Origin of the sequence: Streptomyces sp. NPDC002742 (assembly GCF_042888885.1) — a bacterium.
GTDB lineage: Bacteria > Actinomycetota > Actinomycetes > Streptomycetales > Streptomycetaceae > Streptomyces.
The window spans coordinates 133,638-160,163 of record NZ_JBIAQF010000013.1 but is presented as its reverse complement, the minus strand read 5'-3'; the positions used below and the strand labels follow the sequence as shown (position 1 = coordinate 160,163).

The 26,526-nt window shown below is 72.5% G+C and carries 21 protein-coding genes and 1 tRNA gene; 16 read left to right on the top strand and 6 right to left on the bottom strand.

Going from position 1 to position 26,526, the window contains the following annotated elements:
• A partial coding sequence (locus ACFYW8_RS24345; RefSeq protein ID WP_389079803.1) for a C40 family peptidase occupies positions 1-887 on the top strand: 887 nt, incomplete at its 5' end.
• A 97-nt stretch (positions 888-984) separates the two neighbouring features.
• Here ACFYW8_RS24345 and ACFYW8_RS24340 read toward each other — a convergent pair.
• Entirely contained in the window at positions 985-1,302 is a 318-nt protein-coding gene (locus tag ACFYW8_RS24340; RefSeq protein WP_365877031.1) for a hypothetical protein, read from the bottom strand.
• Positions 1,303-1,480: 178 nt separating this feature from the next.
• On the opposite strand from ACFYW8_RS24340, the gene ACFYW8_RS24335 reads away from it, so the two are divergent.
• From ACFYW8_RS24335 to ACFYW8_RS24320, 4 genes are all read left to right on the top strand, one after another.
• Positions 1,481-2,011 carry a PadR family transcriptional regulator gene (locus tag ACFYW8_RS24335; protein ID WP_365877033.1) on the top strand — a complete coding sequence of 177 codons (531 nt, stop codon included), beginning with the start codon at positions 1,481-1,483 and terminating at the stop codon, positions 2,009-2,011.
• Positions 2,012-2,096: 85 nt separating this feature from the next.
• On the top strand, positions 2,097-3,272 hold the full coding sequence (locus ACFYW8_RS24330) for a DUF2306 domain-containing protein (RefSeq protein WP_389079797.1): 1,176 nt from the start codon (positions 2,097-2,099) through the stop codon (positions 3,270-3,272).
• Between the two features lie 83 nt (positions 3,273-3,355).
• Positions 3,356-4,300 (top strand): hypothetical protein, encoded by a 945-nt coding sequence (locus tag ACFYW8_RS24325; RefSeq protein WP_389079794.1) that lies wholly within the window; start codon positions 3,356-3,358, stop codon positions 4,298-4,300.
• A gap of 228 nt (positions 4,301-4,528) precedes the next feature.
• Positions 4,529-5,221: a hypothetical protein gene (locus ACFYW8_RS24320; RefSeq protein WP_389079791.1), complete on the top strand. Its 693-nt coding sequence runs from the start codon at positions 4,529-4,531 to the stop codon at positions 5,219-5,221.
• A 94-nt stretch (positions 5,222-5,315) separates the two neighbouring features.
• Here the strand turns inward: ACFYW8_RS24320 and ACFYW8_RS24315 are convergent, their stop codons facing one another.
• Complete coding sequence (locus ACFYW8_RS24315) at positions 5,316-6,545, bottom strand: PP2C family protein-serine/threonine phosphatase (protein ID WP_389079787.1); 1,230 nt, start codon at positions 6,543-6,545, stop codon at positions 5,316-5,318.
• A 368-nt stretch (positions 6,546-6,913) separates the two neighbouring features.
• Between ACFYW8_RS24315 and ACFYW8_RS24310 the strand changes: the two genes are divergently transcribed.
• The 3 genes from ACFYW8_RS24310 to ACFYW8_RS24300 all read left to right on the top strand — a co-directional run bounded on the left by ACFYW8_RS24310 (position 6,914) and on the right by ACFYW8_RS24300 (position 9,962).
• The gene (locus ACFYW8_RS24310) at positions 6,914-8,995 is read left to right on the top strand and encodes a DUF1996 domain-containing protein (RefSeq protein WP_389079784.1); all 2,082 of its coding nucleotides are present in this window, start codon (positions 6,914-6,916) and stop codon (positions 8,993-8,995) included.
• A gap of 187 nt (positions 8,996-9,182) precedes the next feature.
• Positions 9,183-9,614, top strand: a complete 432-nt coding sequence (locus tag ACFYW8_RS24305) for a hypothetical protein (protein WP_261705850.1) — start codon at positions 9,183-9,185, stop codon at positions 9,612-9,614.
• Between the two features lie 274 nt (positions 9,615-9,888).
• A tRNA-Met gene (locus tag ACFYW8_RS24300) sits at positions 9,889-9,962 on the top strand.
• A gap of 71 nt (positions 9,963-10,033) precedes the next feature.
• On the opposite strand, the gene ACFYW8_RS24295 is transcribed toward ACFYW8_RS24300, so the two are convergent.
• Positions 10,034-13,000, bottom strand: coding sequence for a BTAD domain-containing putative transcriptional regulator (locus ACFYW8_RS24295; RefSeq protein ID WP_389079780.1), 2,967 nt, complete (start codon positions 12,998-13,000; stop codon positions 10,034-10,036).
• 342 nt (positions 13,001-13,342) lie between these two features.
• On the opposite strand from ACFYW8_RS24295, the gene ACFYW8_RS24290 reads away from it, so the two are divergent.
• The 7 genes from ACFYW8_RS24290 (at position 13,343) to ACFYW8_RS24260 (ending at position 21,694) form a co-directional block, all read left to right on the top strand.
• The gene (locus tag ACFYW8_RS24290; RefSeq protein ID WP_389079777.1) at positions 13,343-14,170 is read left to right on the top strand and encodes an IclR family transcriptional regulator; all 828 of its coding nucleotides are present in this window, start codon (positions 13,343-13,345) and stop codon (positions 14,168-14,170) included.
• An 855-nt stretch (positions 14,171-15,025) separates the two neighbouring features.
• Positions 15,026-16,405 (top strand): MFS transporter, encoded by a 1,380-nt coding sequence (locus ACFYW8_RS24285; RefSeq protein WP_389079774.1) that lies wholly within the window; start codon positions 15,026-15,028, stop codon positions 16,403-16,405.
• Positions 16,402-18,204 (top strand): alpha/beta fold hydrolase, encoded by a 1,803-nt coding sequence (locus ACFYW8_RS24280; RefSeq protein WP_389079771.1) that lies wholly within the window; start codon positions 16,402-16,404, stop codon positions 18,202-18,204. Before ACFYW8_RS24285 ends, ACFYW8_RS24280 begins: the two co-directional genes overlap by 4 nt.
• Before the next feature lie 54 nt (positions 18,205-18,258).
• Positions 18,259-18,384, top strand: coding sequence for a hypothetical protein (locus tag ACFYW8_RS24275; protein ID WP_257785090.1), 126 nt, complete (start codon positions 18,259-18,261; stop codon positions 18,382-18,384).
• Positions 18,385-18,466: 82 nt separating this feature from the next.
• On the top strand, positions 18,467-20,428 hold the full coding sequence (locus ACFYW8_RS24270; RefSeq protein WP_389079767.1) for a RiPP maturation radical SAM C-methyltransferase: 1,962 nt from the start codon (positions 18,467-18,469) through the stop codon (positions 20,426-20,428).
• A 68-nt stretch (positions 20,429-20,496) separates the two neighbouring features.
• Positions 20,497-21,159 carry a DUF5825 family protein gene (locus ACFYW8_RS24265; RefSeq protein ID WP_365877056.1) on the top strand — a complete coding sequence of 221 codons (663 nt, stop codon included), beginning with the start codon at positions 20,497-20,499 and terminating at the stop codon, positions 21,157-21,159.
• An 82-nt stretch (positions 21,160-21,241) separates the two neighbouring features.
• Positions 21,242-21,694, top strand: coding sequence for a flavodoxin family protein (locus ACFYW8_RS24260; protein WP_389079763.1), 453 nt, complete (start codon positions 21,242-21,244; stop codon positions 21,692-21,694).
• Positions 21,695-21,761: 67 nt separating this feature from the next.
• Here the strand turns inward: ACFYW8_RS24260 and ACFYW8_RS24255 are convergent, their stop codons facing one another.
• The 3 genes from ACFYW8_RS24255 to ACFYW8_RS24245 form a co-directional block, all read right to left on the bottom strand.
• The gene (locus ACFYW8_RS24255; RefSeq protein WP_389079760.1) at positions 21,762-23,405 is read right to left on the bottom strand and encodes an FAD-dependent monooxygenase; all 1,644 of its coding nucleotides are present in this window, start codon (positions 23,403-23,405) and stop codon (positions 21,762-21,764) included.
• A 284-nt stretch (positions 23,406-23,689) separates the two neighbouring features.
• The gene (locus ACFYW8_RS24250) at positions 23,690-24,871 is read right to left on the bottom strand and encodes a PP2C family protein-serine/threonine phosphatase (RefSeq protein ID WP_389079757.1); all 1,182 of its coding nucleotides are present in this window, start codon (positions 24,869-24,871) and stop codon (positions 23,690-23,692) included.
• 154 nt (positions 24,872-25,025) lie between these two features.
• Entirely contained in the window at positions 25,026-25,481 is a 456-nt protein-coding gene (locus ACFYW8_RS24245) for a hypothetical protein (protein WP_365877064.1), read from the bottom strand.
• A 235-nt stretch (positions 25,482-25,716) separates the two neighbouring features.
• Here ACFYW8_RS24245 and ACFYW8_RS24240 point away from each other — a divergent pair, with 235 nt between their 5' ends.
• On the top strand, positions 25,717-26,364 hold the full coding sequence (locus ACFYW8_RS24240; RefSeq protein WP_389080079.1) for a TetR family transcriptional regulator: 648 nt from the start codon (positions 25,717-25,719) through the stop codon (positions 26,362-26,364).
• Positions 26,365-26,526: the final 162 nt, after the last annotated feature.

Here is a 26,526-nt window from a genome sequence, read left to right as displayed (position 1 = left end):
GTCAGGCACCCGTGTTCCAGCCGGCGCCCCAGCCCGCCCCGTACGAGCCCACGCCCCAGCCCGCGGCACCGCAGCCGGCGCCCATGCCCACGGTCTTCGACACGGGCTCCATGCCCGGGGCGTACGAGGCGGCGCCCCCGACCGGCGAGTACAAGTCGGTCCTCCTGCCCCTCGGGTACGAGCCGCCGCCCCCGCCCTCCGAGTACAAGTCGGTGCTCCTGCCCCTCGCGTACGAGACGGCGACCCGTCCCAGCTCGTACCAGCCGGCTCCGATGCCCCCGGTGAGCGAGCCGGTGCCTCAGCCTCCGGTGTACGAGCCGGCACCGGGTTCCGCCGCGTATCAGCCGGCCCCCGTGCCTCCGGCGAACCAGCCGGCGCCCCCGCCGGCCGACGACGCCTGGCGGCAGTCGCTGCGGGCGGCCGGCAAGCAGCAGGCCTGGTCCGCCGCTCCCGGAGCCGTCGACACGAACCCCGGCTTCAGTATCGACAGTCTCGTCGCGCCCGCCGCTCCGCCGGTCGTCGGGCCCGACAGCAGAGCCGCGGAGGCGGTCGCCTTCGCCCGCGCACAGGTGGGCAGGCCGTGTGTGTGGGGAGCGTCGGGACCCGGTTCCTACGACCCCTCCGGCCTCACCCAGGCGGCCTGGAAGAGTGCCGGGGTCATGCTCCCGCGCGCGACGCACGACCAGGCGCGGGTCGGCCCGGCGGTCGCCCTCACCGGCATCCAGCCGGGTGACCTGGTCTTCTTCCACGCCAACGTGAGCCACGTCGGTCTCTATGTCGGTGACGGCATGATGATCCATGCCCCGAGTCCCGGAGCGCGGATCGCCGAGGAATCGATCAATTACGTCGGACAGGCGGCCATCCACAGCGTCGTACGACCGGTCTGAGACCCGGCCCGGCCGTTCAAGGGCGCGCTTGTCCGAGCCGGGGCCGCGGTCGTCCGGGGAGTGCGGGTGTCCCCGGGGACGCCGTGGCGGCGCGCCGTCAGAACTCCCGGTCGATCCCCGTGACGGCGGCCGGTCCCAGCGGGGCGTCGTCCTCGGAGAGGCCGCTGTCGCGCAGCGCGCCGGAGACGAGCCGCACGGCCTCGGCTTCGGCGCTTCTCCGGTCCGCCGCCTCGACTTCGAGCCGGACGGAGAACGTCTTGTTCTCGTCGACGGTCAGCAGGCTCAGTTCCTCGCTCTCGCCCAGGTCCGTGTTCTGCGGGTCCTGAGGGCGAAGCCTGCGTTCAACGTCGGCACGGGAGACGTCCGAGAGGCCGTGGACGAACGTCCCGGGAACGGTGATGACGAAGGTGGTCACAGGAACTCCTAGTGCGGGTGCCCGGCGGGCCTGAAGTGCGGTCGGCTGTGTGATCGCCCGTATACCCCGCATTGTGCCGGGCACCCCGATCTTCTTCGCGTCGGGCGGAGCCTGCCGTGCGGTGACCGGGTCCGACCGTGCCTGCCGCCCGGTGATCGCGTGGCGATACGGTCGCCCCATGGCTGACGCTCGGTTGACCACCGCCTCGTACCTCGTCCTCGGCATCATCGACAAGCTGGGCGAGGCCAGCGCGTACGACGTCAAAGGGGAGGCGGCGCGTACGGTCGCGCCCTTCTGGTCGGTTCCGCACGCGCAGGTGTACGCGCAGTGCGACCGTCTCCTCGACGCCGGGCTGCTGGCGCAGGTGCGGCAGGAGAGCGGCCGTAACCGCAGGGTGCTGACGCTGACGGACCAGGGCAGAGCGGCCCTGCGGGGCTGGCTCGAGGACCCCGGGTTCGTCCCGGTGGAGGCGCGGGAACGCGGCATCCTCAAGCTGTGGTTCGGTGGCCGGCCCGAACTGCTCGGTCCCGTGCAGCTCGACGAGCACCGCCGGACCCTGGGCGACTACGAGGAACTCGACGAGAGCGTCGGGGAGTTGCTGACACGCGGACAGCGGGACGCACTGGAGTTCGGCATCCGGTACGAGCGGATGATGATCGATTTCTGGCAGTGGGTGCAGCGCCGGGACGAGGACACGACAGACCGTTGACCCAGGCGGTGGACGGCCTCTACCGTCTCGATAGTCCAAACCAGACTATCGATGGTCGGGTCGCGACCACGAGCGGGGAGTCGTCGTGCGTCGTCCGACGGGGAACACCTGGCGCCGCGTCGCCGTCATCGCCGTATCGGCTGTATGCGTGGGCTACGCGCCGATCGCGATGACCGAGCTGTGGCCGTACGCGCGTCCCGGCGCGCCGGCGTTCGGGGAGTGGATCCTGGCGCACGTGGTCTCGCCGCGCTATGTGGCCGACGCGCTGGCCACCCGGATCGGGCCGTACCGCCACAGCCTCGTGCCGATGATCGTGCACTCCGTGCTCGGCGGTGTGCTGATGCTGCTGGGCCCCGCGCAGGTGCTCACCGCCGTACGGCGCCGCACGCGGCTGCACCGGGTCCTCGGGGTGGTCTTCGCGGTCACCGTGTACGCCTCGATGGCGGGCGCCGCGCTGTACCTCGCGCGCACGGCTCCCGAGGACGCCTTCAGCGGCGCCGCCTTCTGGATCGTGCTCGCGACCATCCTGGTGGGCACCGTGATGAGCGTGACGTTCGGTGTGCTCGCCGCCGTCGGTGGGCTCCCCGACCTTCACCAGCGCTGGATGCTGCTGTGCTACGGGTTCCTGCTGACCGCCCCGCTGCTCAGGTTCGAGTGGGGCGGCCTGCCGCTGGTCCTGCCCGGCCTGTCCATGGCCGAGATCAACCAGGTGGCCACCATGCACCTGGGCTCGGTCGTCGCGTTCGGAGCGCTGATCGCCTCGCGTTCCCTCGACCGGCGTACGACGGTCACCGGGGTGTCGCGGTCGTGGGCCCCGGTGCCCGTCCTGGCCGTCGCGCACCTGGCCGGAGCCGCCGCGCTGACCTGGATCGTGCGCGCCTCGCTGGACTACGGCACGCGCGGGCGACGGCTCCTGCTCGCCTATCTCCTGCCGTACGCCGTCACCTACGCCGTGATGGCCCTGTGCGCTCGGCGTGCCGGGCGGGAAGGCCGCCTCTGGGCGCGGGAGGAGTGGCGTCTGCACTGGGCGGCCCTGTGCCTGGCGCCGGTGCTGTCGGCCGGGGCCGCTCCGGTCTTCGAACGATCGCTGGGGCTCGACGGGCTCACGGCGCTGGCCGCCGGGGCGGCGATCGGCTGCGGCGCCCTGGCGGTCACGGCGACCCTGATGGTGAGCGTGCGCGTCATGTACGCACGGGAGGTCCTCAAGAGGGCCGTACCCGCTCCAGGTTCGGCTCCCCGCCTCTCGACGCCGGTCTCTTGACCGCCTCGTCCCTCACGTCCCTCACGTCTCCCTCATTTCCCTCAACCACCTCGTCGTGGTCCCCGTCCGGAAACGGAGTCCCCATGCCGAACGCATCAGACCTGCCCCGGCACGACGACCCCACGGGACACCCGCAACAGCCTCCGCCGAGCGCCGCCGGACGCGCCGCGGCGCCCCTCGCCGTCGGCGGGCGGCCGCTGACTCCGGGGGTGGCGATGCTGGCCACCGCCGTCGCCGTGGTCAGCGTTCTCGTCGGCGGCCTGCTGGCGGCCGTGGCCCTCACGGGGCACGTCTTCGGCGCGTGGCGCTCCCCCGAGCCGCTGACTCCGGGGCTGATCGGGGCGGCCATGCTCGGCACCGCGCCGGGCCTGTTCGCGGTGAGCCGGACCCGCGCGTGGCACGAGGCCCGCACGCTCGTCCTCCCGCTGGCCGTCGTCCTGGTCGGCCTCTTCACGGTGAGCCTGCTCAACGCCGGGCACCTGTACATCGCTCGGGGCGGCCCCGTCGTCCCGGTGCTGTTCAGCCTCGGCTGGCTGTTCACGCTCGGTGTGCTGTGCGTGTGCGCCCTGATCTCGCTGGCCTGGCAGTACCGCACCCCCGCCGAGGGGCTCGGCCCGCGCGGCGCGCCTCTTCCCGGCTGGTCGAAACCGGCGCTGGCCGTGCTCGGTTCCGCGTGGCTCGGTATCGGCACGGGGCTGCTGGCCCGGCCCGGCTTCTGGGACGACTTCGTGCCGTGGAGCGTCAACCGTCCGGACGCGCAGGGGCTCGGCGTGTGGGCACTCGCCCTCGGCGTCGGGGTCCTCGGCGCGCTCGCCGAGGACGACCTCGGCCGCACCGGCCCGGCCCTGATCGCCCTGCCCGGTACCGCCGTCACCGTGACCGTCGTGCTGGCCTGTCGCGCCTCGGCCGTCAACTGGTCCTCGGGCCCCGCCCTCTGCCTCGTCTCCATGGTGGCCGGGCTCCTGAGCGCCGGCGCGAGCGGACGCCTGCTGCTGGCGAAGTCCTTGGCGCCACAACCTGGGAAATGAGGCGCGCGACGCCAACACCGTTCTCAGTCAAGACATTTGACGTACCGGCATCCCGATGTGCCGGTGGTGACCGGCTCTCGGAGGGTGCGGACGTGAGGCCTCGCTGCCGACTCCCGGAAACGTTGCCCACGCCTTCTGTTCCGGACGGAGGCAGTGCCGCGGTCCGCGCGCGAGCGGCAGGATACGAGGCGCTGACCGACGGGGAACGACGCTGGGGGTGGGACAGGTATGCGCGGGTGGCTTCGTCCTCCGCTCGCCCCGGAGCCGGACCTGACGGCGTACCTGCGGAGCACGGTGTGGGGGCCCGCCGAGTTCGTCGGGTGGCCGCCCCGGTGTCTGGTGGGGGAGGGGGTCCTCGCCGGGGTTCTGGGGGCCGGGTCGATCGTCGGTGTCGGGGTCGTCGGCGACCGGACCGGGGTGCCCGTACTGGCCAGTGGTGAGGCGGGGCTCGTGTGCGCCGGGGCTCTGGTCCTCCACCTCGTTCGCGTGCGGGCGGGGCGGGCACTGGTCGGCGTCGTCGCGGTGCTCGGCGTGTGTCTCGCCCTCCAGGCTCCACAGGCCGCGGCGGGCCTGGTGTCGGCGGACGGGGAACGAGTGGCGCCCATGGTGGTCACCTCCGTCGAGGGCGGCGGACAGGCGGGCGGGGGCAGCACGCGCTATCTGTGCTCGGTGGTCGCCCGGGACGGCGTACCGCTCAAGGTCCGCGTCCGGCGGGGCTGCGGGCGGACCACTCGCCCGGGTGACGTGCTCGCCGTCGTCTACGACCCCGAGGGGCGCGTGCCCCCACGCGCCCTGGCCGCCGGACCGGCGGCGACCGTGCCGCCGCGTGGTCTGGCCGCACTGGCAGCCGCGCTCCTCGCCGGGTGCGTGCTCGCGGTGGTCCGCTCCCACCGCCTCACCCGTGCGGCCCCCGCCACGTGAGGCCGTTCGACCGCCACCGACCACCGACAGCCACCGACCTGCTGCCAACGACCGCGGTCCGTCGGCAGCCACCGCCGTTCGCCGCCGGTCCCGCTCAGAGCGGGAGGATCACCAGGGCCGTGTCGTCGGTGGCGCCACCGGGCGGGGCCAGCTCCGACAGGAGAGCGTCGGCGAGCGCCTCGGGTTCGGCCTCCCGGTGATGGGTCAGGGCGGCGGCGAGGCGGCCGAGGCCGACGTCGATGTCCTCGACGCGGCGTTCGACCAGACCGTCGGTGTACAGGACCAGGGTGTCGCCCGCCGCGAAGTCCGTGGTGGCCTCGGGGCGCGCCACGTGCTCCGGCCGGGCTCCGAGCGGCGGGTCGGTCGCCCGGTCCAGGAAATCCACCCTCCCGTCGCCGCGCAGGAGGGCCGGCGGGAGGTGCCCGGCACTGCTGTACGTGATGGCGTGGGCCTCCCAGTCGATCCAGGCCGTCACCGCCGTGGTGGACTCGGCACCGTCGACGGAACGCGCGTACAACCCGAGCACCTCAAGTGCTCGGGCGGGGCCGCTGGATGCGCGGGACGCGGCGCTGAGGGCACTGCGCAACTGGCCCATGACACAGGCGGCGGACAGCCCGTGGCCCACGACATCGCCCACCGCGACCGCCATACGGTCACCGGTCAGCGCCACCAGGTCGTACCAGTCGCCGCACACGTTCAGCGCACTCGTGGCCGGCCGGTAGCGCACGGCCGCATGGTGGGGCCCCACCTGGTGCGGTGAGGGCAGCAGCGCGTCCTGGAGGGCGACGGCGACCTCCCGTTCTCGGGCGTGGGCCCGGCGCAGGCGGTCGTTCACCTCTTGGAGCTCCCGGGCCCTGGTGTACAACTCGGCCTGCATGACGGGTGTCCGGTCGCCGGTCCCCGGCCCGCCGCGGGCACGGATGAGTTCGGTGACCTCCTCCACCCGGTGGACCACCAGCACCACGGTGCCGTCCTCGTCGAGAACGGGAGCGTTGACCGGGCTCCAGTACCGCTCGTGCCAGACTCCCGGCCGGTCCAGGGACTCCACGTCATAGCGCTGCAGGGCCATGGCGTCGCGCTCCCCGGATTCCACCACCCGGCGCAGGGACGCCTCCAGGTTGCGCATTCCGGTGGCGGCCCGATCGTCGGGACGGTCGGGGAAGACGTCGAACAGATACCGGCCGACCAACTGCTCCCGGGACCGCCCGGAGTTGCTCAGGTAGTCCTCGTTCGCGTCCACGAAGACCAGCCGCGGGGTGAGCAGCGCGACCATCCCGGGCAGGGCCTGGAAGACGCCGCTGTAGTCGATCCCTGCTCCCGCCACCTGTTCACCCGTCTCGCGCCGCGGCCCTGGCCGTGCCCACGGTGGAAGCGGCGGAGCACCTGACCCCGCCCCACCTGCCCGGGTCATGGCCGGGGCCGACGTCCAGGGCGTACGTGTGGTGCAGTGTTCTCCATCAGGCCACCGCTCCGCGTCCGGTGCAACCGCGGAGGGTGCCGCGGGCCGCCCTCGCCGTGCCTGGTCCGCCCGTGACGGCCCGGCCTCCCGACACCCGCCGAACTGTCCTCGGGCCGCTGCTCCATACGGGGTTGATGTGAATTCGAGAGACGGTTGAACACAACGAAATCCGCGCGCGTATAAGGCTGGGGGATTTCCATGCCGAGCCGACCACGACGCGTAGGAGCACCACCTTGGGACGCAACACGCGCAGACGCCCCACGGGCGCAAGACGCGCGACCTCTGCAGCTTTCGCACTGATACTGGGCGGAGGCGGACTGGTAGCAGTCAACGTCTACGCATCGGCGACCGAGACCGGGGCGGGCGGCGACCCGTTGGGCGTGCACGTCCTGGCCGCCGGATCCGCCACCATCGACTGCCCTGACGTCGGCGACCAGTTGAAGATGGTCCCGGACGCCGCGAAGGGGGATGTCGACAAGGAACTCGCGGTCATGGACCAGCAGATCGCCGAGGCCTACCAGCAACTCCAGGCAAAAGCGGATCAGATGCAGCAGAACGGCGACAGTGGCGCCGATGCCATCATGAATCCGCTCAAGGAGAAGCGGGCCGAGGCGATCGGCCGCATCGTGGCGGCCATCGACGCCGCGGGGGATCCGCCGAGCGGACTCGACGGGCTCGCGGCCTGCATACTGCGTCCTTCCGGCATTCAGCCCGGCAGCGGGGAGAGCGCCGCCGCGAGCAGTGCGCCGCCGGACCAGAGCGGCGCGCCGCAGGGCCAGAGCAGCCCGCCCCAGAACCAGGGCGGCGGTGCGGCTCCGGTGGGCAACGGCCCCGTGGTCGCCGACTTCGCGGACATCAAGTCCGTCCAGCCCGACGCGGGGGCCCCGCAGCCCCAGGGCGACGCCTCCCAGGGCGAGTTCGTCACCAGTTGCGGAGTGAACGCCAATGGGCTGTTCAACTCCGACAACGTGATCGTCGCTCCCGGTGTCTCCAACGGCGCCCACCACTTCCACGATTACGTCGGCAACCAGTCGAACACCGCCTTCGCCAGTGACGACGACCTGGCCAAGGCCGACACGTCCTGCCAGGACAAGGGCGACAAGTCCTCGTACTACTGGCCCGTGGTGCGTCTCCAGAACGGGACCGCGGAACGGGACGCGGGCGCGCCCGGAGGCGGGACCGAGGGCAACGCCGGTAAGATCGTCACGCCCAAGCAGGTCACGCTGACCTTCGTCGGCAACCCGCGCAGCAAGGTCACGGCCATGCCGCGTCTGCTGCGCATCATCACCGGCGACGCCAAGGCGTTCGTCAACGGCACCAAGAACGCCAACGCCTCCTGGAGCTGCACAGGTTTCGAGGACCGGCAGTTGAAGGACAAGTACCCGGTCTGCCCGCAGGGCAGCGACGTGGTCCGCACCTTCAAGTTCCAGAGCTGCTGGGACGGCGCGAACATCGACAGCGCCAACCACCGCACCCATGTGGCCTTCGCGGACGCCGAGGGCAACTGCCCCGGCGGTTTCAAGGCCATTCCGCAGCTGGTCCAGCGCATCGTCTACGCCATCGGCGCGCCGAGTCTGCAGGACGGTGGCCGTACGTCACCGCTGTTCGCGGTGGACTCCTTCCCCGAGCAGCTGCACAAGCCGGTCACGGACCACGGCGACTTCATCAACGTCTTCGACGAAGGCCTCATGAAGGACATGGTCGACTGCATCAACAGCGGCCGGAAGTGCGGCGCGGGTGCGGGAGCCGAGCAGCCGCAGGACCCCCCGGGCACCGGAAAGCCGCAGCCGTCACAGAGCGCCGAGCCGAACCCTTCGGAGGCGGCTCCGAACCCGTCCGAGCCCGATCCGAACCCCTCACAGGCGGCTCCGAACCCCTCGGAGGCGGCTCCGAACCCGTCCGAGCCCGATCCGAACCCCTCCCGGACCTCGGCGCAGCCGGCGCCCACGGCGTACAACCCGCCTAATACGGGAGGATCGGCCCCCAGTGGCAACGGCGGCGGGCAGACCGAGGAGCCCACGGCCGGAGCGCCGGGCACCGAGCCGGCTGGCGACAACGCGCCTCCCGTCAACGTGGAGCCCAAGTCCGATGTGACGACCCCGGGCAACGATCAGGGCGCCGAGGTGGGTACGCCCGCGCAGACCGCGCCCGCGGTCGGATCGTATCCGTCGGCCGTCTCGGGGGCCGAGCCGCAGGCGGTCGGTAGCGGCGGGCTCGCCGAAACCGGGGCGAACCTGTGGCCGGCCGCGATCGGCGGGATCTGCGTGATCGGGGGCCTCGTGGTGCTCCTCCGTATCCGCCGCATCTATGGGTGACACGGACCGGCCGGGACGGACGAGTCCCGACGGATGAGTTCTGAGGGGGCTCGTGGCCTGTGCTGACAGGGCACGAGCCCCCTCGGCCGCGTCCGGGGCGGCAATCTCGACCGGCGGTGTGCGCCGATTCACAGCATGCTGGTGGGAGACGCGATCATGTCGTCCACATTGGGGAAGGCGAAGCTCCATGGACGCATCAGAGCAGGCACCGGATGACCGGCCCCTCGACCTGTACCTCGAAATGCTCCGCCTGCGTATGGATCCGGCGGACTACGCGCTCTTGCTGCGCATGGTCGAGCCCGTACTCGAGGCGATCAGGGAACAGCGGGCGGGAGCGATCGAACTGTGTTTGGACGGCGCGGAACCCGACAGTGTCCCGCAGGAGGTCCGTGACGAGGCGTCCCTCGTGGTCGCCGTAGCCGTCACGGGACGGCTGGACAACCGGATCGTCGAGCTGGAGACCGAGGAGATCGGTGTCGTCCGGGTCGTCACGGATTCGGGTACCGCCGATGATCCGGAGCGGTGCAGGGAGATCGCCGACTTCATCGGGGAGCGCCACCGTCAGGACGAGGAACTGCGCGGAATCGCCGAGGCCAGCGGTCTGCCCACCGACGTGTGACACCCCTCGGAGTGCTCCGCCCCGTTCCGCGCAACAGTAAGTCAGCCGGCCGGGGCGGACGCGAGCTGCCGTGGGCCGGCGCGGTCCGACGCGGGCCGCCCGCACCAGGTGGGCCTGGTCCCGCGATGTCTTGTCGGCCCCGCGCGGGGCCGACCGGCCCTGTCGGGGGCCAGGGCCGGCCGGTCGCCGTGCGCCGCAGACGCCCTCCGCCGCCCGTGCGCGGGCGATCATGGTCTTCGGACCCGAAAAGATGACGTAGAGTTGAGTTCAACGACGCGGGGTGGAGCAGCTCGGTAGCTCGCTGGGCTCATAACCCAGAGGTCGCAGGTTCAAATCCTGTCCCCGCTACTCGAAGATCGAGGGGCCGACATCACGATGTCGGCCCCTCGGTCGTTTTGCGCGGTACACGGCTTCGGACCTCAGGCCAGAGCCGAGCCCGGCCGGTGGGGTGACCAGGCGCTGCCGGGACGGGCCCGCCCGCCCGTGGCGCGTATGTGGGGGAGCCGGAGCCTGGGGAGCAGGCCGGTGCGCAGCGGGTCGGTGTCGGCGAGGCCGAGCCGGTCGGCGATGGTCAGAGCCCGTGCCCACGCGCCGTGGGCGGCGCGGGGGGCGGAGCAGGCGTGGTGGATGTCGCCGAGGCAGACGAGACTCGCGGCCTCGCTGTGGAACTCGCCGGTCCGGTGGAACAGGGCGACGGCCTGTTGGTAGCAGGCGACGGCCTGGGCGTACTGGGCGAGACGGTGGTGGATGTAGCCGAGGCTGTCCCAGGTGTGCGCCTGGCCGTTCAGGTCGCCCGTTTCCTCGGCCAGGGTCAGTGCCTGCCGGCAGTGGACAAGTGCCTTCTCCTGGTAGCCGAGTTGGGCGTGCAGCCACCCGATGTGGTTGAGGGCGGCGGACTGGCCGGCCCGGTCGTCGGCCGCCCGGTAGTGCGTGAGGCTGTGATGGGCGTGCGAGAGGGCCTCCTGGTGGAGTTGCTGCGCGGCGCTCATCCGGGCGAGGTGCTGATGGGTACGGGCCTGTCCGGCGTGGTGGCCGAGCGCGCCGAACAGCTGGAGGGCGAGCAGGTAGTGGGTGCGCGCCTCGTCGCGCCGGGTCAGCCGGTCGTGCGCCAGGCCGAGTCCGCGGTGCGCGTCCGCCTGGCCCGCCGTGTCCCCCCGCCGGCGCGCGGCGTCCAGGGCGGCGGTCTGCGCGGCGGCCAGCGCCCGCCAGTGTCCGTGCCGGTCGAGGAAGGTCGTGAGGGCCGAGGCGAGTCTGCAGGTGTGCGCGTCGAACCCCTCGGCCGCGGCCCGGTGCACCGCGGCGAGGAGTACCGGAAGCTCGCTGCCGAACCATTCCTGGGCCTGCTGATGATCCGTCAACTCCAGAGGTCCGGCTCCTGGTTGAGGTGCCGGGAGCGGCACCGGACGGGGCTGGGGGGTCAGCAGTACGTCCGCTCTGTGCGCCGTGTGCGTGTAGTGGTCCAGCATCCGGAGCGTGGCGTCGTGCCGGACGTCCGCGCTGTCGTGCGTGGCGACCAGCTCGGCGGCGTAGGCGCGCAGCAGGTCGTGCGAGGAGTACCGGCCTGCGGAGGTCTCCGTCAGAAGGTGCCCGCGCACCAGTTCCGTGAGCAGCGGACGTGTCTCCGCCGGTCGCGCCCCGGCCAGCGCGGCGGCCACGGGGAGTGCCGTGTCGGGCCCGGGATGCAGCCCGATGAGCCGGAACACCCGGGCGGCCTCGGGGCTCAGGGCGTGATACGACCAGGAGAACACGGCCCGTATCTGACTGGCCGGCTCCCCGCCGTCGAGGGCGTCGAGCCGGCTGTCGGCCAGGCGCAGTTCCTGGGCGAGCCGGGCGAGCGGCAGCCGGGGATCAGCGGCGGCCCGCGCGGCCACGACGGCGAGGGCGAGAGGAAGTCCGGCACACCGGTCGACGATCTGCCGCACGGCTGACGGTTCGGCCTCGGTGCGGTCGGCGCCGAGCCGGGTGGCCAACAGGTCCAGTGCCTCGTCCGGGGTGAGCAGTCCCAGGGCGAGGAGGTGGGCGCCCTCGGCGGCGGCCAGTCCGGTGAGCAGGTTGCGGCTGGTCACGAGTGCCATGCAGCCGGGTGAGCCGGGCAGCAGGGGGCGGATCTGCTCGGCGTCGCGGGCGTTGTCGAGCACGACGAGGACACGCCGCCCGGTGAGCAGGCTGCGGTAGAGGCCGGCCTGCGCGTCGAGGCCGACCGGAATGCGGCTCGGCGGCACACCGAACGCGTCGAGGAAACCCCGCACGGCCTCCGCCGGGCCCATGACCGGCCCGCCCGGGGCGAATCCGCGCAGGTTCACGTACAACTGCCCGTCGGGGAAGGCCCCTTGCGCGGTGCGCGCCCAGTGCACGGCCAGAGCCGTCTTCCCCACGCCCGCGGTGCCGGACACGGCGCAGATGACCACGGCCCGTGGCCGGCCGGCCGTCGCCGCGAGGAGTCCGTCGAGTTGCGCGAGTTCGGACTGGCGGCCGGTGAAGCCTCGTACGCCCATGGGCAGTTGTGTCGGCAACTCGCCCAACCGCCCTGTCGCGGCGGGCGGCGGTGGGAGCGCCGGAGGTTTCGGTGGTTCGGGGGGCGTCGCGAGGGCGGTGTCGTCCGCGGGGCCGGTGGCTGTCGGCCAGGCCGGGGGCGGGGACAGAGTGCCGCGCAGGATGGCCTGGTGGACGTCCCTGAGGCCGGGCGAGGGGTCGGAACCGAGCTCCTCGGTGAGCCGTCGGCGCAGAGCGGCGTAGCAGTCGAGGGCCTCCGCGCCGCGTCCCGCCGCGTGCAGTGCCCGCATCAGGGCCTCGCTGAGCGGTTCCACCAGCGGGTACTCGCCGAGCAGGTCGCCGAGAGGGCCGATCACGGTGACCGGGTCACCGGCCCGCAGCGTCAGCCGGGCCCATCCGACGGCGGCGTCCACATGCTGCCGTCGCCATGCCTCGCGCACCCGTGCCGCCCACTGGCCGCTCAGCCCGGCGAGCGGTTCACCGCGCCAGAGTCCGAGGGCCGCCCGCAGCAGGGATGCCCGGGACTCGTCGGACCGCCTCGCCTCCCGGGCCCGGCCGACGAGCTGCCTGAAGCGCAGGATGTCCACCTGGTCGGGGCCCGCCTCCAGGACGTATCCGCCGGAGCGCCGCACCAGCCGGAACCCTACGTCGTCCCCCTCCCCGAGCTGCTCGCAGAGCCGGCGGATCCGGGCGATGTGCGCGTGCAGGGCACGCCGCGCGCCGTCGGGGGGTTCCGTGCCCCAGACCCTTGTGATCAGTACGTCGGTCGCCACGGGCAGCGCGGTGTCGACGGCCAGCGCCGCCAGCACGGCACGTCGTTGCGGTGGACCCACTTCCCTCGCGTGGCCGTGCTCCGCGAATTCCACCGGGCCCAGCAGCCGTAATTCCAACACGATGTCCGCACCCCCGTGCAGATCGCCTTTCACCGTCGGGCATCCGCAAGTGCTGGGCGACAAGCTATCGACAACGTCGCGACCAACGCTCGCAGGCCACGCTGTTGGCGCGGCGGAATCGCATATGCCCGCGCCCGCCGTGGTGCGAAGAGGCGCGATCGGGAGTGAAGCGCCGCGCGGGACGGGAGAGTCGGTCGAGTGTCCACGAGCCCGGTCATGCCCGGACCGTCGGACGGGCCGCTCCGGGCATGACCGGCCCGGGGCGGCCGGGTGCGCGTGTCGCACGGACGGCCGGCCTCCGGACCGCACACGGGGAAGTGATCGGGGGAGTGTGACGAGGCGATGGACACGCATGAGAGGCGACGCACGGAGACCGCCGGCACGAGGGGTACGGAGACCGCCGGCACGAGGGGTTCGGACAGGTACCCGCCACGGCCCGCGGACCGGGTGGCCGTACCGGTCGCCGTGCCCGCCGCGGACACCGGCGGACGGAGCGTGCTGGAGGGCGCCTTCGCTTTGCTGGGAGCCCTGGAGCGGGCTCGGGTCGCGGGTCTGACCCGGCTGGCGGCGGACTGCGGCCTGCCCAAGACCACCGCCTACCGGCTGCTGGAACAGCTGGTGGACCTGGGAGCGGTGGAGCGGTGTGCCGGCGGCTACCGGATGGGGCCGAGGCTGTTCCGGCTCGGCCAGGGGTGGCAGCCGCATCCCGGACTGAGGGCGGCCACCTGGGAATCGGCCCGCCGTCTGGCGCAGACGACCGGTGCGATGGTCGGGGTCAACGTGCTGCGGGAGGGACAGACGCTGGTCCTGGACTGGACCGCCGGCGCCCCTGACGCCGTACGTGATCAGCTGCGCCTCGACGTGGTGTGGCCGTGGTTCACCGCGGCGGGCAAGGTTCTGGTCGCCGGGGCCCCTCCCCGGCTGCCGCTGGGACCGCAGCCCGCCTCCTGGCAGCGGGAGGCGGCCGTCATCCGGGAGGAGGGCGTCGCCTTCGACCGCGAGGAGTTGGTGACGGGCGTGTGCTGTGTGGCCGTGCCGCTGAAGGGTCCGGGCGGTGCCACGGTGGCGGCGTTGTCCGTCGTCACCGACGCCGGGCACCGGCTGGACCGCCTCGCCGATGTCGTTCAGCGCGCGGGACGGACGATCAGCGCCGGGTTGCGGGGCCGCTGACGGTGAACTCCCGGCTTTCGGTCCACACAGCCCACACAAAAAAGCACCGCCTCCGGTATGACCGGAGGCGGTGCGTGTGGAGCGCCGGGCAGGCCTTGCACCTGCATTTCTCCGCAGGAAGCGGAGCGTCTTTCCTTGGACCACCAACGCCGGGCTCGGCACCGAGTGATCGGTGCGGGCTCAAGAAGAAGCTTATCAGCTCCTCTGAGGGTCCTACGCCGGCCCCGCCGGGCCGAAACGCGCGTGGTGAAGCGGAGTGATTGATTGCTGTTTGCGGAGACATGGCGTGCATTGTCGGCCAATAACCGCGGCGGATCGTGCCCTCCTGCGCGTGGCGTCCTCGTGTTCCCGGTGGCCGGAAGGTGACGGTCGCGGGGTCGTCCTCGGGTGTCCTGGCGGGGCGCCGGGTTACTTGGTGCAATCGACACCGGTGGTTCGTCACGCCGGACGACGCCGACCCGTGGTGCGGATGTGTGCGCAGGTGACGTGCGTCGAAGGAGGTGTGCTGCGAGGACTCCGCCCCTGCCGGTGGCTGCGCGGCAGTGAACGAGGACGGGGGCCGGTCGCCCCCGCGAGGGACCCGTGGGGCGTCGGCCGGGCCCGGCGCGGCCCGGGTGGGCCCGGCCCGTCGCCCTCCGGCCAAAACGTCCGGCACCGGCTCGGGCTCCCGGTCCGTAGGGCCCTTGTCGCTGTCGGTGGCCGGTGATTAGGCTCCGGCTCACTTTCGCAGTTCGTACACATTTTCCGCACTTGCGGATCGGCCGGACGGGCCGTTCCGGCGGTTCCTGGCGCGTTGCGCGACCTTCCGGCCCGGGAGTGTCGCCGGTCGGCACGGGGAGCACGGGGGAGGTGGAGATGGCCGACGAGTGTGCGGCAGCGCAGCCGTCCGCGGGGTCCGCGGGCTCCCACGGCCGGCGCGGGAGGCGCACCACCGCCGGGGCCCGGAGACCCACTGGCCGGGGCCGACGCGATGTACGGCTGCTGTGGCTGACCAACGCGGTCGACGGTCTCGGTACTCAGACCTCCGGAGTCGTGTTCCCTCTGCTGCTCCTTCACCTGGGTCACAGTCCCGCCGTGGCCGGTGCGTTCGCCAGCGCCGCCGCGCTCACGGGCGTGGCCCTCGGACCGCTCGTCGCGGTGCCCGCCGACCGGGGCCACCGGCGGCGGATCATGATCGCCTCGGCGCTGCTGGCCGCCGCGGCCATGGCGGGCCTCGCGGTCGCCGCCGCCCAGGGGCGCACCTCGTTACGGATCCTCGTGTCGCTCGCCCTCGCCGAACGGCTCTGCGCGGTGGCCTACGAGGCGGCCGGGCGCGGCGCGCTCGCCCATCTCGCCGCCACCCCGGACGAGTTGCCGCGCGTCGCGGCCGGGATCCAGACGGGCGATCAGGTCGCCCTGGTGGCAGGCCCCGCCCTCGGCGGTGTGCTCTTCCAACTGGCCAGGCCCCTGCCCTTCCTGGCCGACACCCTCTCGTACGCGGCCACGGCGCTGGGCGTCCGCGCGATCCGTACCCCTGTCGACACGCCGCACGAGAGGCGGGGTCCGCGTCCCGGCGTGCTGCGGACACTGCGCGAGTTGCCGGGCGACGCCGGAGCCGGGCTCGCCCTCGTGGCCCGCTCCGCCGTACTGAGACTCGTCGTGACCTGGACCTCGGTGGCGAGCGGTGTGGTGACACTGCTGTCCTTCACCGTGCTGTTCGTGCTCGGCGCGCACGGCGGTACGGCCGCGACCGGGCTGGTCCTGGCGGTCGCGGGAGCGGCGGGGCTGCTCGGCTCGCTGCTGTCGGTGCGGATCGTGCGGCGGTTCGGACCGCGCCGGGCGCTCGTGACGGCGACCTGGCTGCTGATCGTCCCGCCGGCCGCGCTCACCGCGGCCCACGGTCCCTGGGCCTTCGGAGCGGCCTTCGCCGGGCTGTGTGTGCTCGTGCCGGTGATCACCGTCGTGCTCTCCAGCGCCGCCGTCGCCGCCACGCCCCGGGAGGCGCAGTCGCGGGCCGGCGCCGTCATCGGGTCGGCGGCCGCGCTCGCCGCAGCCGGCGCTCCGGCCGCCGCCGCGGCCCTGGTGACCGAAGTGGGCCCGCGGGCACCGGCGTTGCTGTGTGCCGCGGCCGTGGCCGTGCTCGCCGGATACACCCACAGTGCCGCCCGCAGGACACTCGCCCCGGTCACGGCCGACGTGGACGGGCGACCCGATCGCGTGACCGGGCCCTCGGCCGGGACGGAGCGGCGGCCATGACCGAGCCGTACCAGGTGTTTCGCGGCGCACTGCCGGACGTCTGCTCGAACGACCCGAGCCGCATGGTGTTCGCCGGCGACGCCGAGGGGCGCTGCGAGGTGTTCACCTGGGACGCGGACACCCGTACGGCCCGTCAGGTCACCGACCGCGTCGGCGGGACGGCGCACTGCGCGATCGACGCCGACGCCCACGTGTGGTGGTTCGAGGACGACGCGGAGGGCGACGGCCGCTGGTGGTTCCGGGCGTTCGACGGCGGACCGCGGCTGCCCGGCCTGCCCGGAGCGCCCGCCGGCCAGCCGCGCGGCCTGGCCGTCGCGCCGGACGGAACGGTCGCGGCGGCGGTCGCCGACGCGGACACCACGACCCTCCTGGTCGGACGACGTGGGCGCGCCCCGCGCACCCTGCTGCGTACGCCCGCCCCGTTCCGGCTCGCCGGGATCAGCGCGGACGGCGACCTGCTGGTCCTCGCGGCAGCACCCGGGGACGACGCGGCGGTCACGGTCCTGACCACGCGGGGCGAGACGGTGGCCGTGCTCCCGGGGAGGGGAGAGGCGCCCGGACCCTCCCGGCTGTGGTGCCTGGGCTTCTCCCCGAGGCCCGGAGACCGCGACCTGCTGCTCGTACGCGAGAGCGGGCACCGCTACGTCCTGGCCACCTGGACGCCCACGACCGGAACGACCACCCACCCGTGGTGCTCCTTCGACACCGAGGTCACCGCCCGCTGGTACCCCGACGGCCGTGCGGTCCTGGTCCGTCAGGAACGGCACGGACGCTCGCTGCTGCACCGCGTCGAGCCGCGAACGCGTCGCCGCACCATCGTCCCCACACCCGTGGGCAGCCTGCTGGACGCGGCACCCCGACCCTGCGGGGCCGTGCACTACGTATGGACCGACACCGGGCATCCGCCCGAGGCACGCGCCACCGACGCGACCCCGCTGCCACCGGCCGGCCCCCAGGCCGTCGTGCCCGGCCACCACACCGACCTGTGGACACCGGTTCCGGGCGGCCGGGCGCATGCCCTGCTCAGCCTGCCGGAGCGGTACGCGGTCGTACCGCCACCGGCCGTCTTCCTCGTCCACGGCGGACCCGCCGACCACGACCGGGACGCCTACGACGCCACCGTGCACTCCCTGGTCGCCTCCGGCTACGCCGTGGTGCGCGTCAACTACCGCGGCTCCACCGGGTACGGACCGAACTGGCGGCGGGCGTTCACCGACGGCGTCGGGCACACCCAGGTCCGCGACCTGGCCGCCGTCCGTGCCGAGCTCGTCAGGCGCCGGCTCGTCGCCGGGGACGCGACCGCGCTGTGGGGCGTGTCCTGGGGTGCCTATCTGGTCCTGCTCGCCCTCGGCACCCGCCCCGGGCTCTGGCGGGCCGGCGTCGCCGTCAAGCCTGTCGCGGACTGGGTCGCCGCCCACCACGCGACCACGCCCGCGCTCCGCGCCCTGGACGTGCGGCTGTTCGGCGGCACCCCCGACGAGATGCCCGAACGCTACGCGCGGAGCTCCCCGCTCACCTACGCGGCCGACGTCGCCGCGCCCCTGCTCGTGGTGGGCGCGACGAAGGACACCAAGTGTCCGCCCGGACAGATCCGCAGCTACCTCGAAGCCCTCGAACGGGCGGGGGTTCCGCACGAGGAGATGTGGCTGGACACCGGCCACGACGGCTACGACGGCGCCGCCCACGTCTCCGTGCTGCGCCGGTCCCTGCGCTTCCTGCACACCCACCTGCCCGCCGCGCACCGGCCGGCCGGTCCACAGCGTCCCCCGGCACGACTCGGGGGATCCCGGTCCCACTGAAGCACCAGTGGGACCGGGCCATGCACAGCACCACCCACCGAAGGAGGAACCACCGTGCAGAAGGACATCATCCACAACGACCCGCTCGCGGGCGACGAGGAGAACCGCAAGCCGGGCATCGGCATCACGATCACCATCCCGTTCCGCAACGCCGACGAGGGCGGCGACGACGAAGAGTGACCCACCGCCCGGCCGGCCCGTGGTCCGCCACGGGCCGGCCGGGCTCCCCTCCCGTCTCCCGCGCCCTCACAAGGAGTCGTCCGTGCGCGTCCTTCTGGTCAACATGCCCTGGTCGCCCATCGACCTGCCCTCCCTGGCCCTCGGCATCCTCAAACGCAGCGTCGACGAACGGGTACCCGGCGCCACCTGTGAAGTGCTGCACGCCAACCTGGAGTTCACCGACTGGATCACCAGCCGCACCGAATTCTCCGCCGAGGACTACGAGTACTACGCGCTGTCCTCCTACTTCCTCGGCTGCGGCGACTGGGTCTTCTCCTCGGCGCTGTACGACGATCCAGGCTGGCGGGACGCGGAGTTCACCCGCGTCATGCAGGGCAAGCTGCGCAAGTCCCGGATGCGGATGACCCGTCAACTGCACGAGCGCGTACCCGAGTTCGTCAACGAGATCGCCCGCCGTATCGTCGAGGCCGAGCCCGACGTGGTCGGCTTCACCTCCACGTTCCAGCAGAACACCGCCGCACTGGCGGCGGCCCGCCAGGTCAAGAAGCTCGCCCCGCACATCGTCACGGTCATGGGCGGAGCCAACTGCGACGCGGAACAGGGCGCTTCGGTCCACCGCAACTTCCCGTTCGTCGACTACGTCGTGCGCGGCGAGGGCGAGCAGGCGTTCCCCGAGCTGCTGACTGCACTCCAGGGCGAGAAGCCCGAACCGGCAGCCGTCGCGGGACTGTGCCACCGGGCCGCCGACGGCACCTCCGCCGCCAATCCGATGCCGAGCGGCCCGCTGCCGCCCGCCGCGATCCTTCCCCCGGACTACAGCGGCTACTTCGAACGCCTCGCGGCCTCCGTGGCACGCAACTGGGTCGAGCCCAAACTCGTCGTCGAGGGCGCCCGCGGCTGCTGGTGGGGGGAGAAGCACCACTGCACGTTCTGCGGACTCAACGGCTCCTTCATGCAGTTCCGCAGCAAGAGCCCGGACGTCTTCTACGAGGAGATCATGGACCTCGCGCGCCGGCACCGCGTCCTGGACATGTACGTCGTCGACAACATCCTCGACATGGGCTATCTGAAGACCGTCCTGCCCCGCATCATCGACAGCGGCCACGACCTGCGCATGCACATCGAGATCAAGGCCAACATGCGCCGCTCGCAGCTCCAGGTCCTCGCCGACGCCGGTCTCATCTACGTCCAGCCGGGCATCGAGAGCCTCAACAGCCGGGTGCTCGACCTGATGGACAAGGGCGTCAGCGGCTGCCAGAACATCCGGATGCTCCGCGACGCGGCCGAGACGGGCCTGTCCGTCTCATGGAACTACCTGCACGGATTCCCGGGCGAGACCGCCGAGGACTACGAGCCCGTCATACGTCAGCTCCCGGCCCTGGAACACCTCAACCCGCCCGTCGACCTGTCGGCCCGCATCGCCATCGAACGCTTCAGCCCCTACTTCAAACAGCCCGAACTCGGCTTCACCGGCCTGCGCCCCGAGGAGCACTACCGCTTCACCTACGACCTGCCCGAGGCCGAACTGTACGACCTGGCCTATGTCTTCGAGGCACCCGAACGCGGGATCACCGAGGAGACGGTCGACAAGCTCAACGCCGGGATCGCGGAGTGGAAGAAGCGCCATGTCGACGCGCGCCTGACCCATACCGATCTCGGCGACCGGATCGTGCTGGTGAGCCGGCGGGAGGCCTTCGACTGGCGGACCCTGTGCCTGTCCGACCCGTTCGAGACCGCCGCGTTCCGGCTGCTGGACCAGCCCCACACCGCCTCGGCCCTCCTGCGCAAGCTGAACGACGATCCCACCGGTTTCCCGGACACCGCCCAGGCGGACGTCCAGCGGCTGCTGGACTCCTGGGTCGAGCGGGGCCTGGTGTTCACGGACGCCGGGCAGTACGTCCACCTCGCGCCGGCCTCCGTCAACCAGGACCTGCTCCGTCTGGACCACATGGCGCACAGGCACCGGCGCCCGCGCTCCGAACAGCCCGACACCACCACCCCGGCACAGCCGGAACCCGCGACGCCGGCCCCCGCTCTTTCCTGAGGACCGGCGACGGACCCGGAACAGCACCGCCGACCGGCCCACCACGACCCCGACGGAGACCGCACACGATGACAACGCAGACCGCACCGAACCCGGCCGTGCGGGCATGGCGCGACCACGACGCCGAGGCCCGCCTCCTGCCCGGCATGTCGCTCGGACGCATCCCGGTCCCGGCCGGCTCCGCTGTCGCCGGCCGCCTCTGGGAAATGGGCGTACGGCTCGTCGAACTGGAGGAGCCGGTCGATCTGGCAGCCGAGGGCGCCGCCGCGCACCGGCGGGCCGTGGACCTGCTCTGCCTGATCCGCGACCTGACCGCGCGGGCCGTCCAGGTCGACTGGGACCTACGGCTGTCCCCGGAAGGCGATGCCGAACGGTGGAAGCTGCTCTCCCATCTGCACCCGCCCCGCGGGATCACCGGTCTCGCCGACGCCGACGAAGCGCTCCATGCCTGGCGGATCCGTCACTACCTGTGCAAGCTGGTGTGGCGTCAGGGCCCCGGGTTCGTGCAGATCCGCGACCGCCGCTGGGGCGACCTGCGCCGCTTCACCGCCGACGAGCCGCACTACAGGGACGCCATCGCCCTGCTGGACCGTGGCATCGCCAGGACCGCGGTGCCCGCGGACGTCCTCGCCGACTTCACCGCGGAACACCTGGTCCTGCACGTGGGTGAGCTGGCGTGGTGGCTCCCGTACCACGTCACCCGCTGGCTGCAGGAGGCCATGGCCGTCTGAGGAGGAGCCGGGCTCGGGAGAGCCGTCGGCTCGTCGGGGCGGTGCTTGCGGTGGCACCGGGCGGCGCGGCAGGGTGCGGGGTGTGCCTACTCTGCTGATCGTGCATCACACGCCCTCGCCCAACTGTCAGGCCCTGTTCGAAGCCGTGCTCTCCGGCGCGACGGCGCCCGAGATCGAGGGCGTCCGGGTGGTGAGGCGGGCCGCGCTGGAGGCGACGGCTTCGGATGTGCTGGCCGCCGACGGCTATGTGCTCGGCACCCCGGCGAACCTCGGCTACATGTCGGGCGCGCTGAAGCACTTCTTCGACCAGGTCTACTACCCGTGCCTGGACACGACGGCCACGCGCCCCTTCGGCTACTACGTGCACGGCGGGAACGACGTCACCGGGGCGGTGCGCGGCATCGAGTCGATCACGACGGGCCTCGGCTGGCGTGGTGCCGCCGAGGCGGTGAAGGTGACCGGCGAGCCGGGCAAGGCCGACATCGAGGCGTGCTGGGAACTCGGCGCGACCCTCGCCGCCCAGCTGATGGACTGACCGATCCTGTCGAGTCCGGGCAGCCCCGTCCTGGCAGCCCCGTCCCGGCCGCCGCGAGGCAGCGCCGCTAGGTCCCCGCGTTCGGGGCGAACGTGCGGGCGAGGTGGGCCGTCAGCTGGGCCGCCGTCGGTGGCGAGAGTCGGGCGCCGATGTATCCGTCCGGGCGGACCAGGAAGGCCGTCACGCCGTCGGGGACCGTGTAGAGACGGGCGAACTCGCCGAGTGCGTCGACGTAGGCCGGAGGGCCGGAGCTCTCGGTGGAGGCACCGGCGGGCCGGATCACGCACGTGTCGACGCGCCCCTCGGAGAACTCGGCCGCCGCGTGGGCGAGTTGCCCGCCCCGCTCGCCGTCTCCGTACAGCAGCAGGACGTGTTCTCGGCCGCGCAGGAGGTCGTACAGGCGCAGGGGGAAGGCGGCGATGTGCGCCGAGAGCCCACCGCAGTCCGGTGCCCGGTCGCCCGGCTGGGGGCCCGGCGCCTCGGACGCCGGGTCCACGAGCGGGCTGCCGCGGTAGCCGACGAGGAGTTGGGCCTCGCGCAGCATCATGGTCCGGGGGTCGATCCGGTCGGCCTGAACACCCTGAGTGGCGTGCCGGACCGTTCGCTCGACGACTTCCTCACCGACGGGCCGCCGCTCGGCGTCGTAACTCGCCGCCAGGTCGCGGTGCGTGCCGCCCCCGATGGCGAGTGCGAGCTTCCAGGCCAGGTTCCAGGCGTCCTGGATACCGGTGTTCATGCCCTGGGCGCCGGTCGGGGGGTGGATGTGCGCCGCGTCCCCGGCGACGAAGACGCGGCCCTCGCCGTAGCGGTCCACGATCCGGTGGCTGATGCGGAACACGGAGGACCAGCGCAGGTGCGAGGCGGTCGTGGGCTGTGGCGACAGCCGGTCCAGCACGGCCTGGATGTCGGAGAGCGCGGGTGTGTGTCCGCCCTCCAGACCATGGACGACGCCGTCGGCCGGCGCGTCCGGCCCGTTTCGCCGCCTCGCCGCGGAGAGTTCGGGCGGGACCGTCATCGACATCCGGTACCGTCCACGGCCCGGCAGCGGGATGCACACCAGCAGGTCGTCCACCTCGCCGTCGGTGTCCCGGTGCATGGCGCGGACGCCGTAGCCCGGCGGCAGGTCCCAGTCCACCTCGACGTCGCCCAGCATGTACTCCTCCGGGAACGCGCTGCCCTCGAAGGTGAGACCCAACTGCTTGCGCACCGCGCTGTGCGCGCCGTCGCAGCCCACCAGATAGCGTGCCCTGACCTCTTCCTCGGCCCCGGAAGCCGACCGCAGTGCGACCGTCACGCCCTCGGCGTCCTGGCCGAACGAGAACAGTTCGGTGCCCCGTTCGATCCCGGTGCCGAACCGCGCGAGGAACCCGTCGAGGATGCGTTCGGTCTCGTACTGCGGCAACGCGGCGAAGCCGTACGGCACTTCGGGCGGCAGGACGAGATCGATCCGGGGCTGTTCGACGCCGTCGACGTAGGCGAGCTGCCCGTACATCGGTACCGCCGCCTCCAGGGCCGTGCGGGCGATCCCCATGTGGTCCCAGATCTCCAGCGTGCGCGGCTGGATTCCCACCGCCTTGGCGTAGGGGAGCCGTGCCGCGAGCCGGTCGACGATACGGCAGCGCACCCCGCGCCTGCGCAGTTCCACGGCGGCGGTGAGGCCCACCGGGCCCGCGCCCGCGACCACCACGTCGGTTCCGAAGGTGTGCGCCACGGGAGCCTCCCTGCGTACGCCCCCTGCGTCGAGTCGACCTCCTCCATCGTGGCCCCGGGGCGACCGGCCTCGCGAGTCGAGCACGAGCGCGGGAAGCCCGTGCGCCTGTGGGCGCGCGGCGCATCGGATGCGAACGGAGAGGTGGAAGCCACGGCTCCTCGGACTGGCTGAACCGGGTCGTCCCGGTGGCACTCCCGGTCCTCGCCGTCCGGTTCACCGAGCGCTACCCGGACCAGTGCACAGCACGGCGCGTCCGCGATCGCGCCGCTTCCCGACCACCTGTTTCAGCGCTGCGCGGGGGGCGGGGATCCCTCGGCGCGGAGGCGGTGGTGGCCGTCCAGGGGGCGGTGGGGGAGGTGCAGGTGGTGGGAAGCGGTGCGCTCGATGACCAGGAAGGCGGCGTCGTCACCGGGCTGGTCGCCGATGTGACGCACGAGGTCGTCGTGGATCAGGCGCAGCAGGGTGTCGGGGCCGGCGGCGGGAAAGGTGGCGACCCGCTCGGCCAGGGGGTAGAAGGTGCCTTCCGGGGAGCGGGCCTCGATCACGCCGTCGGTGTACAGGAGCAGGAAGTCGCCCGACTCGAAGGCGAACGGGTCGGTGCGGTGGCTGGCCGCGGGCAGTTCGCACATGCCCAGCGGGGGCACGGGGTGCCGTGCGTGCAGGACGGTGACCTGGCGATCACGCAGAAGCAGGGGCGGCGGGTGGCCGCAGTTGATCATTTCGCCGCCCTGTGTGCCGTCGTCGGGGATGTCGAGAACGAGCGCGGTGATGAAGTGCTCGCCCGGGTCGTGCTCGGTGTCGGCCACCTCGTCCAGGTCCCGGCACACGCTCACCTCCAGGGCCGCGGTCAGCTCCGGCAGCGTGGCATACCGGTGGGCGCCCTCGCGGAAAGCGCCGAGCAGCACCGAAGCCTCCCCGATTGCTGCCAGCCCCTTGCCCCGGACGTCGCCGATGATCACGCGGGTGGACGAACCGCCGGCGCGGGTGACCGCGAACAGGTCGCCGCCGATCTGGGTGTCGTCCTCGGCGGCCAGATACAGCCAGGCCACGCGCAGCGGGCCGATCCGGCGTGGCGGGGGCCGCAGCAGAACCCGCTGCGCGGTCTCGGCGACGGAACGCGCCCGCACCAGCTCCCGGGCGCGCCGCTCCCTCACATGGCACACGAACACCACCAGCGCGGAGAGCACGACCAGGGCGATGAGCTGGGCGATGTGATTGGTGGTGCCGAGTCCGCCGTGCAGGATGCCGATGACCACCTGGGCGGCCACGGCCAGCGCCCCGACCAGAGCCGTCAGGACGGGGCCCGCGAGTGAGGCTGTGAGGGTCGGCGCGATGACGAGCAGCGGGCCCAGGTGGACGTCGGTGGGGGAGCGGATGTCCACCACGGTGATCACGACGATCAGCGCGAGCGGGATCGCCACCAGACCGCGGCCCGACGGTTGCTCCACGAGACGGTCCACTGACATGCGCCGGTTACCCACATGCCCCATTTTGTACCTGTTTCTGCGGCTGTGGGTCTCCGTGTGACGTCCGCCGTCCACGAGTCCGGCGCGAGCGCCGTACGGCGGTGGCCCCGGAGTGCCCGTCGGCGCACGATGCCGGGTCCGCTGCGGGCGGGCCTCAGTTCCACAGCGGGTAACTGACCGTGTGCGCGTACCCTTCCGGCCGGTCGTGGGTGTACACCAGCGTCATCTGCGAGTAGTGCTGCAGTTGCGGCTTCTTCTTCCACTGCTGCGGGTGGTCCAGCAGGACGACGACCGGGTACGAGTGGAACTTGCCCGCCGCGCAGTACGGCTTGCAGTCGTTCACCATGTTGACGCCCCTGGCGACCGCGGAGTTCTGGTTCCAGTGCGACCAGTGGAGCGAGACGAGGCGGCTGTTGCCGTCGCCGCAGGCCAGGACGAAGTCGGCGGGGCGCACATCCGGGTGCCAGAAGCAGTCCACGAGCACCGGGGGCGCCTGCCGCCGCTCGGCGGTGTGCGAGGCCCCGGGGGCGGCGGACGCGGTCCCCATCACTGCTGCGAGCGACGCGGCCGCGCCGACGGTGATCGCGGTCCGGATTGAGTTTCTGCGCATATCAGCTCCGTGCGGGACGCTCTGTCATGTGGCCGTCAGCGTTGCGGCTCTGCCTCGACGCTACGGCTTTGATGTGTGATGTACCACTCGTACGGATTAACGACACCATTTCGTGAGAAGTGCCCGTCACCGGAATGAACCGTAATGAGACGGAATGTGCCCGGACCGGAACGTGCGCGTCCACCCCGGTCCCCCCGGCCTCCCTCGTTCGGCGCCGCCCTAGAATTCGTCCGTGATGAATAAATCCGGACCGCAGCGCGGGCGCCGGCCAGGAGGCCCGGACACCCGGGCCGCCATCCTGGACGTCGCACGGCGCCGTTTCCTCGAGGACGGCTATCACGCGGTGACCCTGCGGTCCGTCGCCGGAGAGGCCGAGGTCGATCTCGCTCTGGTCAGCTACTACTTCGGGTCCAAGAAGGGGTTGTTCGGCGCCGCTCTGGCGCTGGGCGCGAACCCGGCCGAACTCCTCGCGCGAGTCGTGGAGGAAGGGGATCTCCATACGTTCCCCGAGCGCGTCATCCGGCAGGTCGTCGCCGTCTGGGACGATCCCGTGACGGGCCCGCCCCTGCTCGCGATGCTGAAGAGCGCGATCGACGACGACTCTCTGGGCGGGCTGGTCAAGGAGGCGGTCGAGCGCGAGATCGTGGACCGGATCGCGAGCCTGGTGCGGGGACGGGAGGCCAGGCAGCGCGCCGCCTCGTTCACCACCGTGGTCGCCGGGCTGATCGCCACCCGCTATCTGCTGCGCCTGGAGCCGGTCGTTTCCATGACGACCGATGAATTGGTCCGCTTCGTGAGCCCGCAGCTGCGGCAGGCACTGCGCGGCCCCGGACGCCCGGCGCAGGCCGTCCGACCGGCGGGGGCACGTGCGCCGCGCCGTTGACCGGTGGGGCGGGTTGAGGTGCGCTCGTGACGGGTGGGGCGGGTTGCGGTGCGCTCGTGAGGGGTGGGGCGCGTTACGGCGCGCTCCTGATCGGCGGCACGACTCGCGGCGGGCGCCGGCCGCCGGGGGCGGCCGGCGCCGTACTCCTCACCGGTGGTGCGA

Excerpts from the sequence above, each read along its gene's own strand:
- ACFYW8_RS24285 (WP_389079774.1), top strand. The coding sequence starts at position 15,026 with ATGGCCGACGAGTGTGCGGCAGCGCAGCCGTCCGCGGGGTCCGCGGGC.
- ACFYW8_RS24240 (WP_389080079.1), top strand. The coding sequence starts at position 25,717 with ATGAATAAATCCGGACCGCAGCGCGGGCGCCGGCCAGGAGGCCCGGAC.
- ACFYW8_RS24290 (WP_389079777.1), top strand. The coding sequence starts at position 13,343 with ATGGACACGCATGAGAGGCGACGCACGGAGACCGCCGGCACGAGGGGT.
- ACFYW8_RS24280 (WP_389079771.1), top strand. The coding sequence starts at position 16,402 with ATGACCGAGCCGTACCAGGTGTTTCGCGGCGCACTGCCGGACGTCTGC.
- ACFYW8_RS24335 (WP_365877033.1), top strand. The coding sequence starts at position 1,481 with ATGGCTGACGCTCGGTTGACCACCGCCTCGTACCTCGTCCTCGGCATC.
- ACFYW8_RS24320 (WP_389079791.1), top strand. The coding sequence starts at position 4,529 with ATGCGCGGGTGGCTTCGTCCTCCGCTCGCCCCGGAGCCGGACCTGACG.
- ACFYW8_RS24305 (WP_261705850.1), top strand. The coding sequence starts at position 9,183 with ATGGACGCATCAGAGCAGGCACCGGATGACCGGCCCCTCGACCTGTAC.
- ACFYW8_RS24245 (WP_365877064.1), bottom strand. The coding sequence starts at position 25,481 with ATGCGCAGAAACTCAATCCGGACCGCGATCACCGTCGGCGCGGCCGCG.
- ACFYW8_RS24265 (WP_365877056.1), top strand. The coding sequence starts at position 20,497 with ATGACAACGCAGACCGCACCGAACCCGGCCGTGCGGGCATGGCGCGAC.
- ACFYW8_RS24325 (WP_389079794.1), top strand. The coding sequence starts at position 3,356 with ATGCCGAACGCATCAGACCTGCCCCGGCACGACGACCCCACGGGACAC.
- ACFYW8_RS24250 (WP_389079757.1), bottom strand. The coding sequence starts at position 24,871 with ATGTCAGTGGACCGTCTCGTGGAGCAACCGTCGGGCCGCGGTCTGGTG.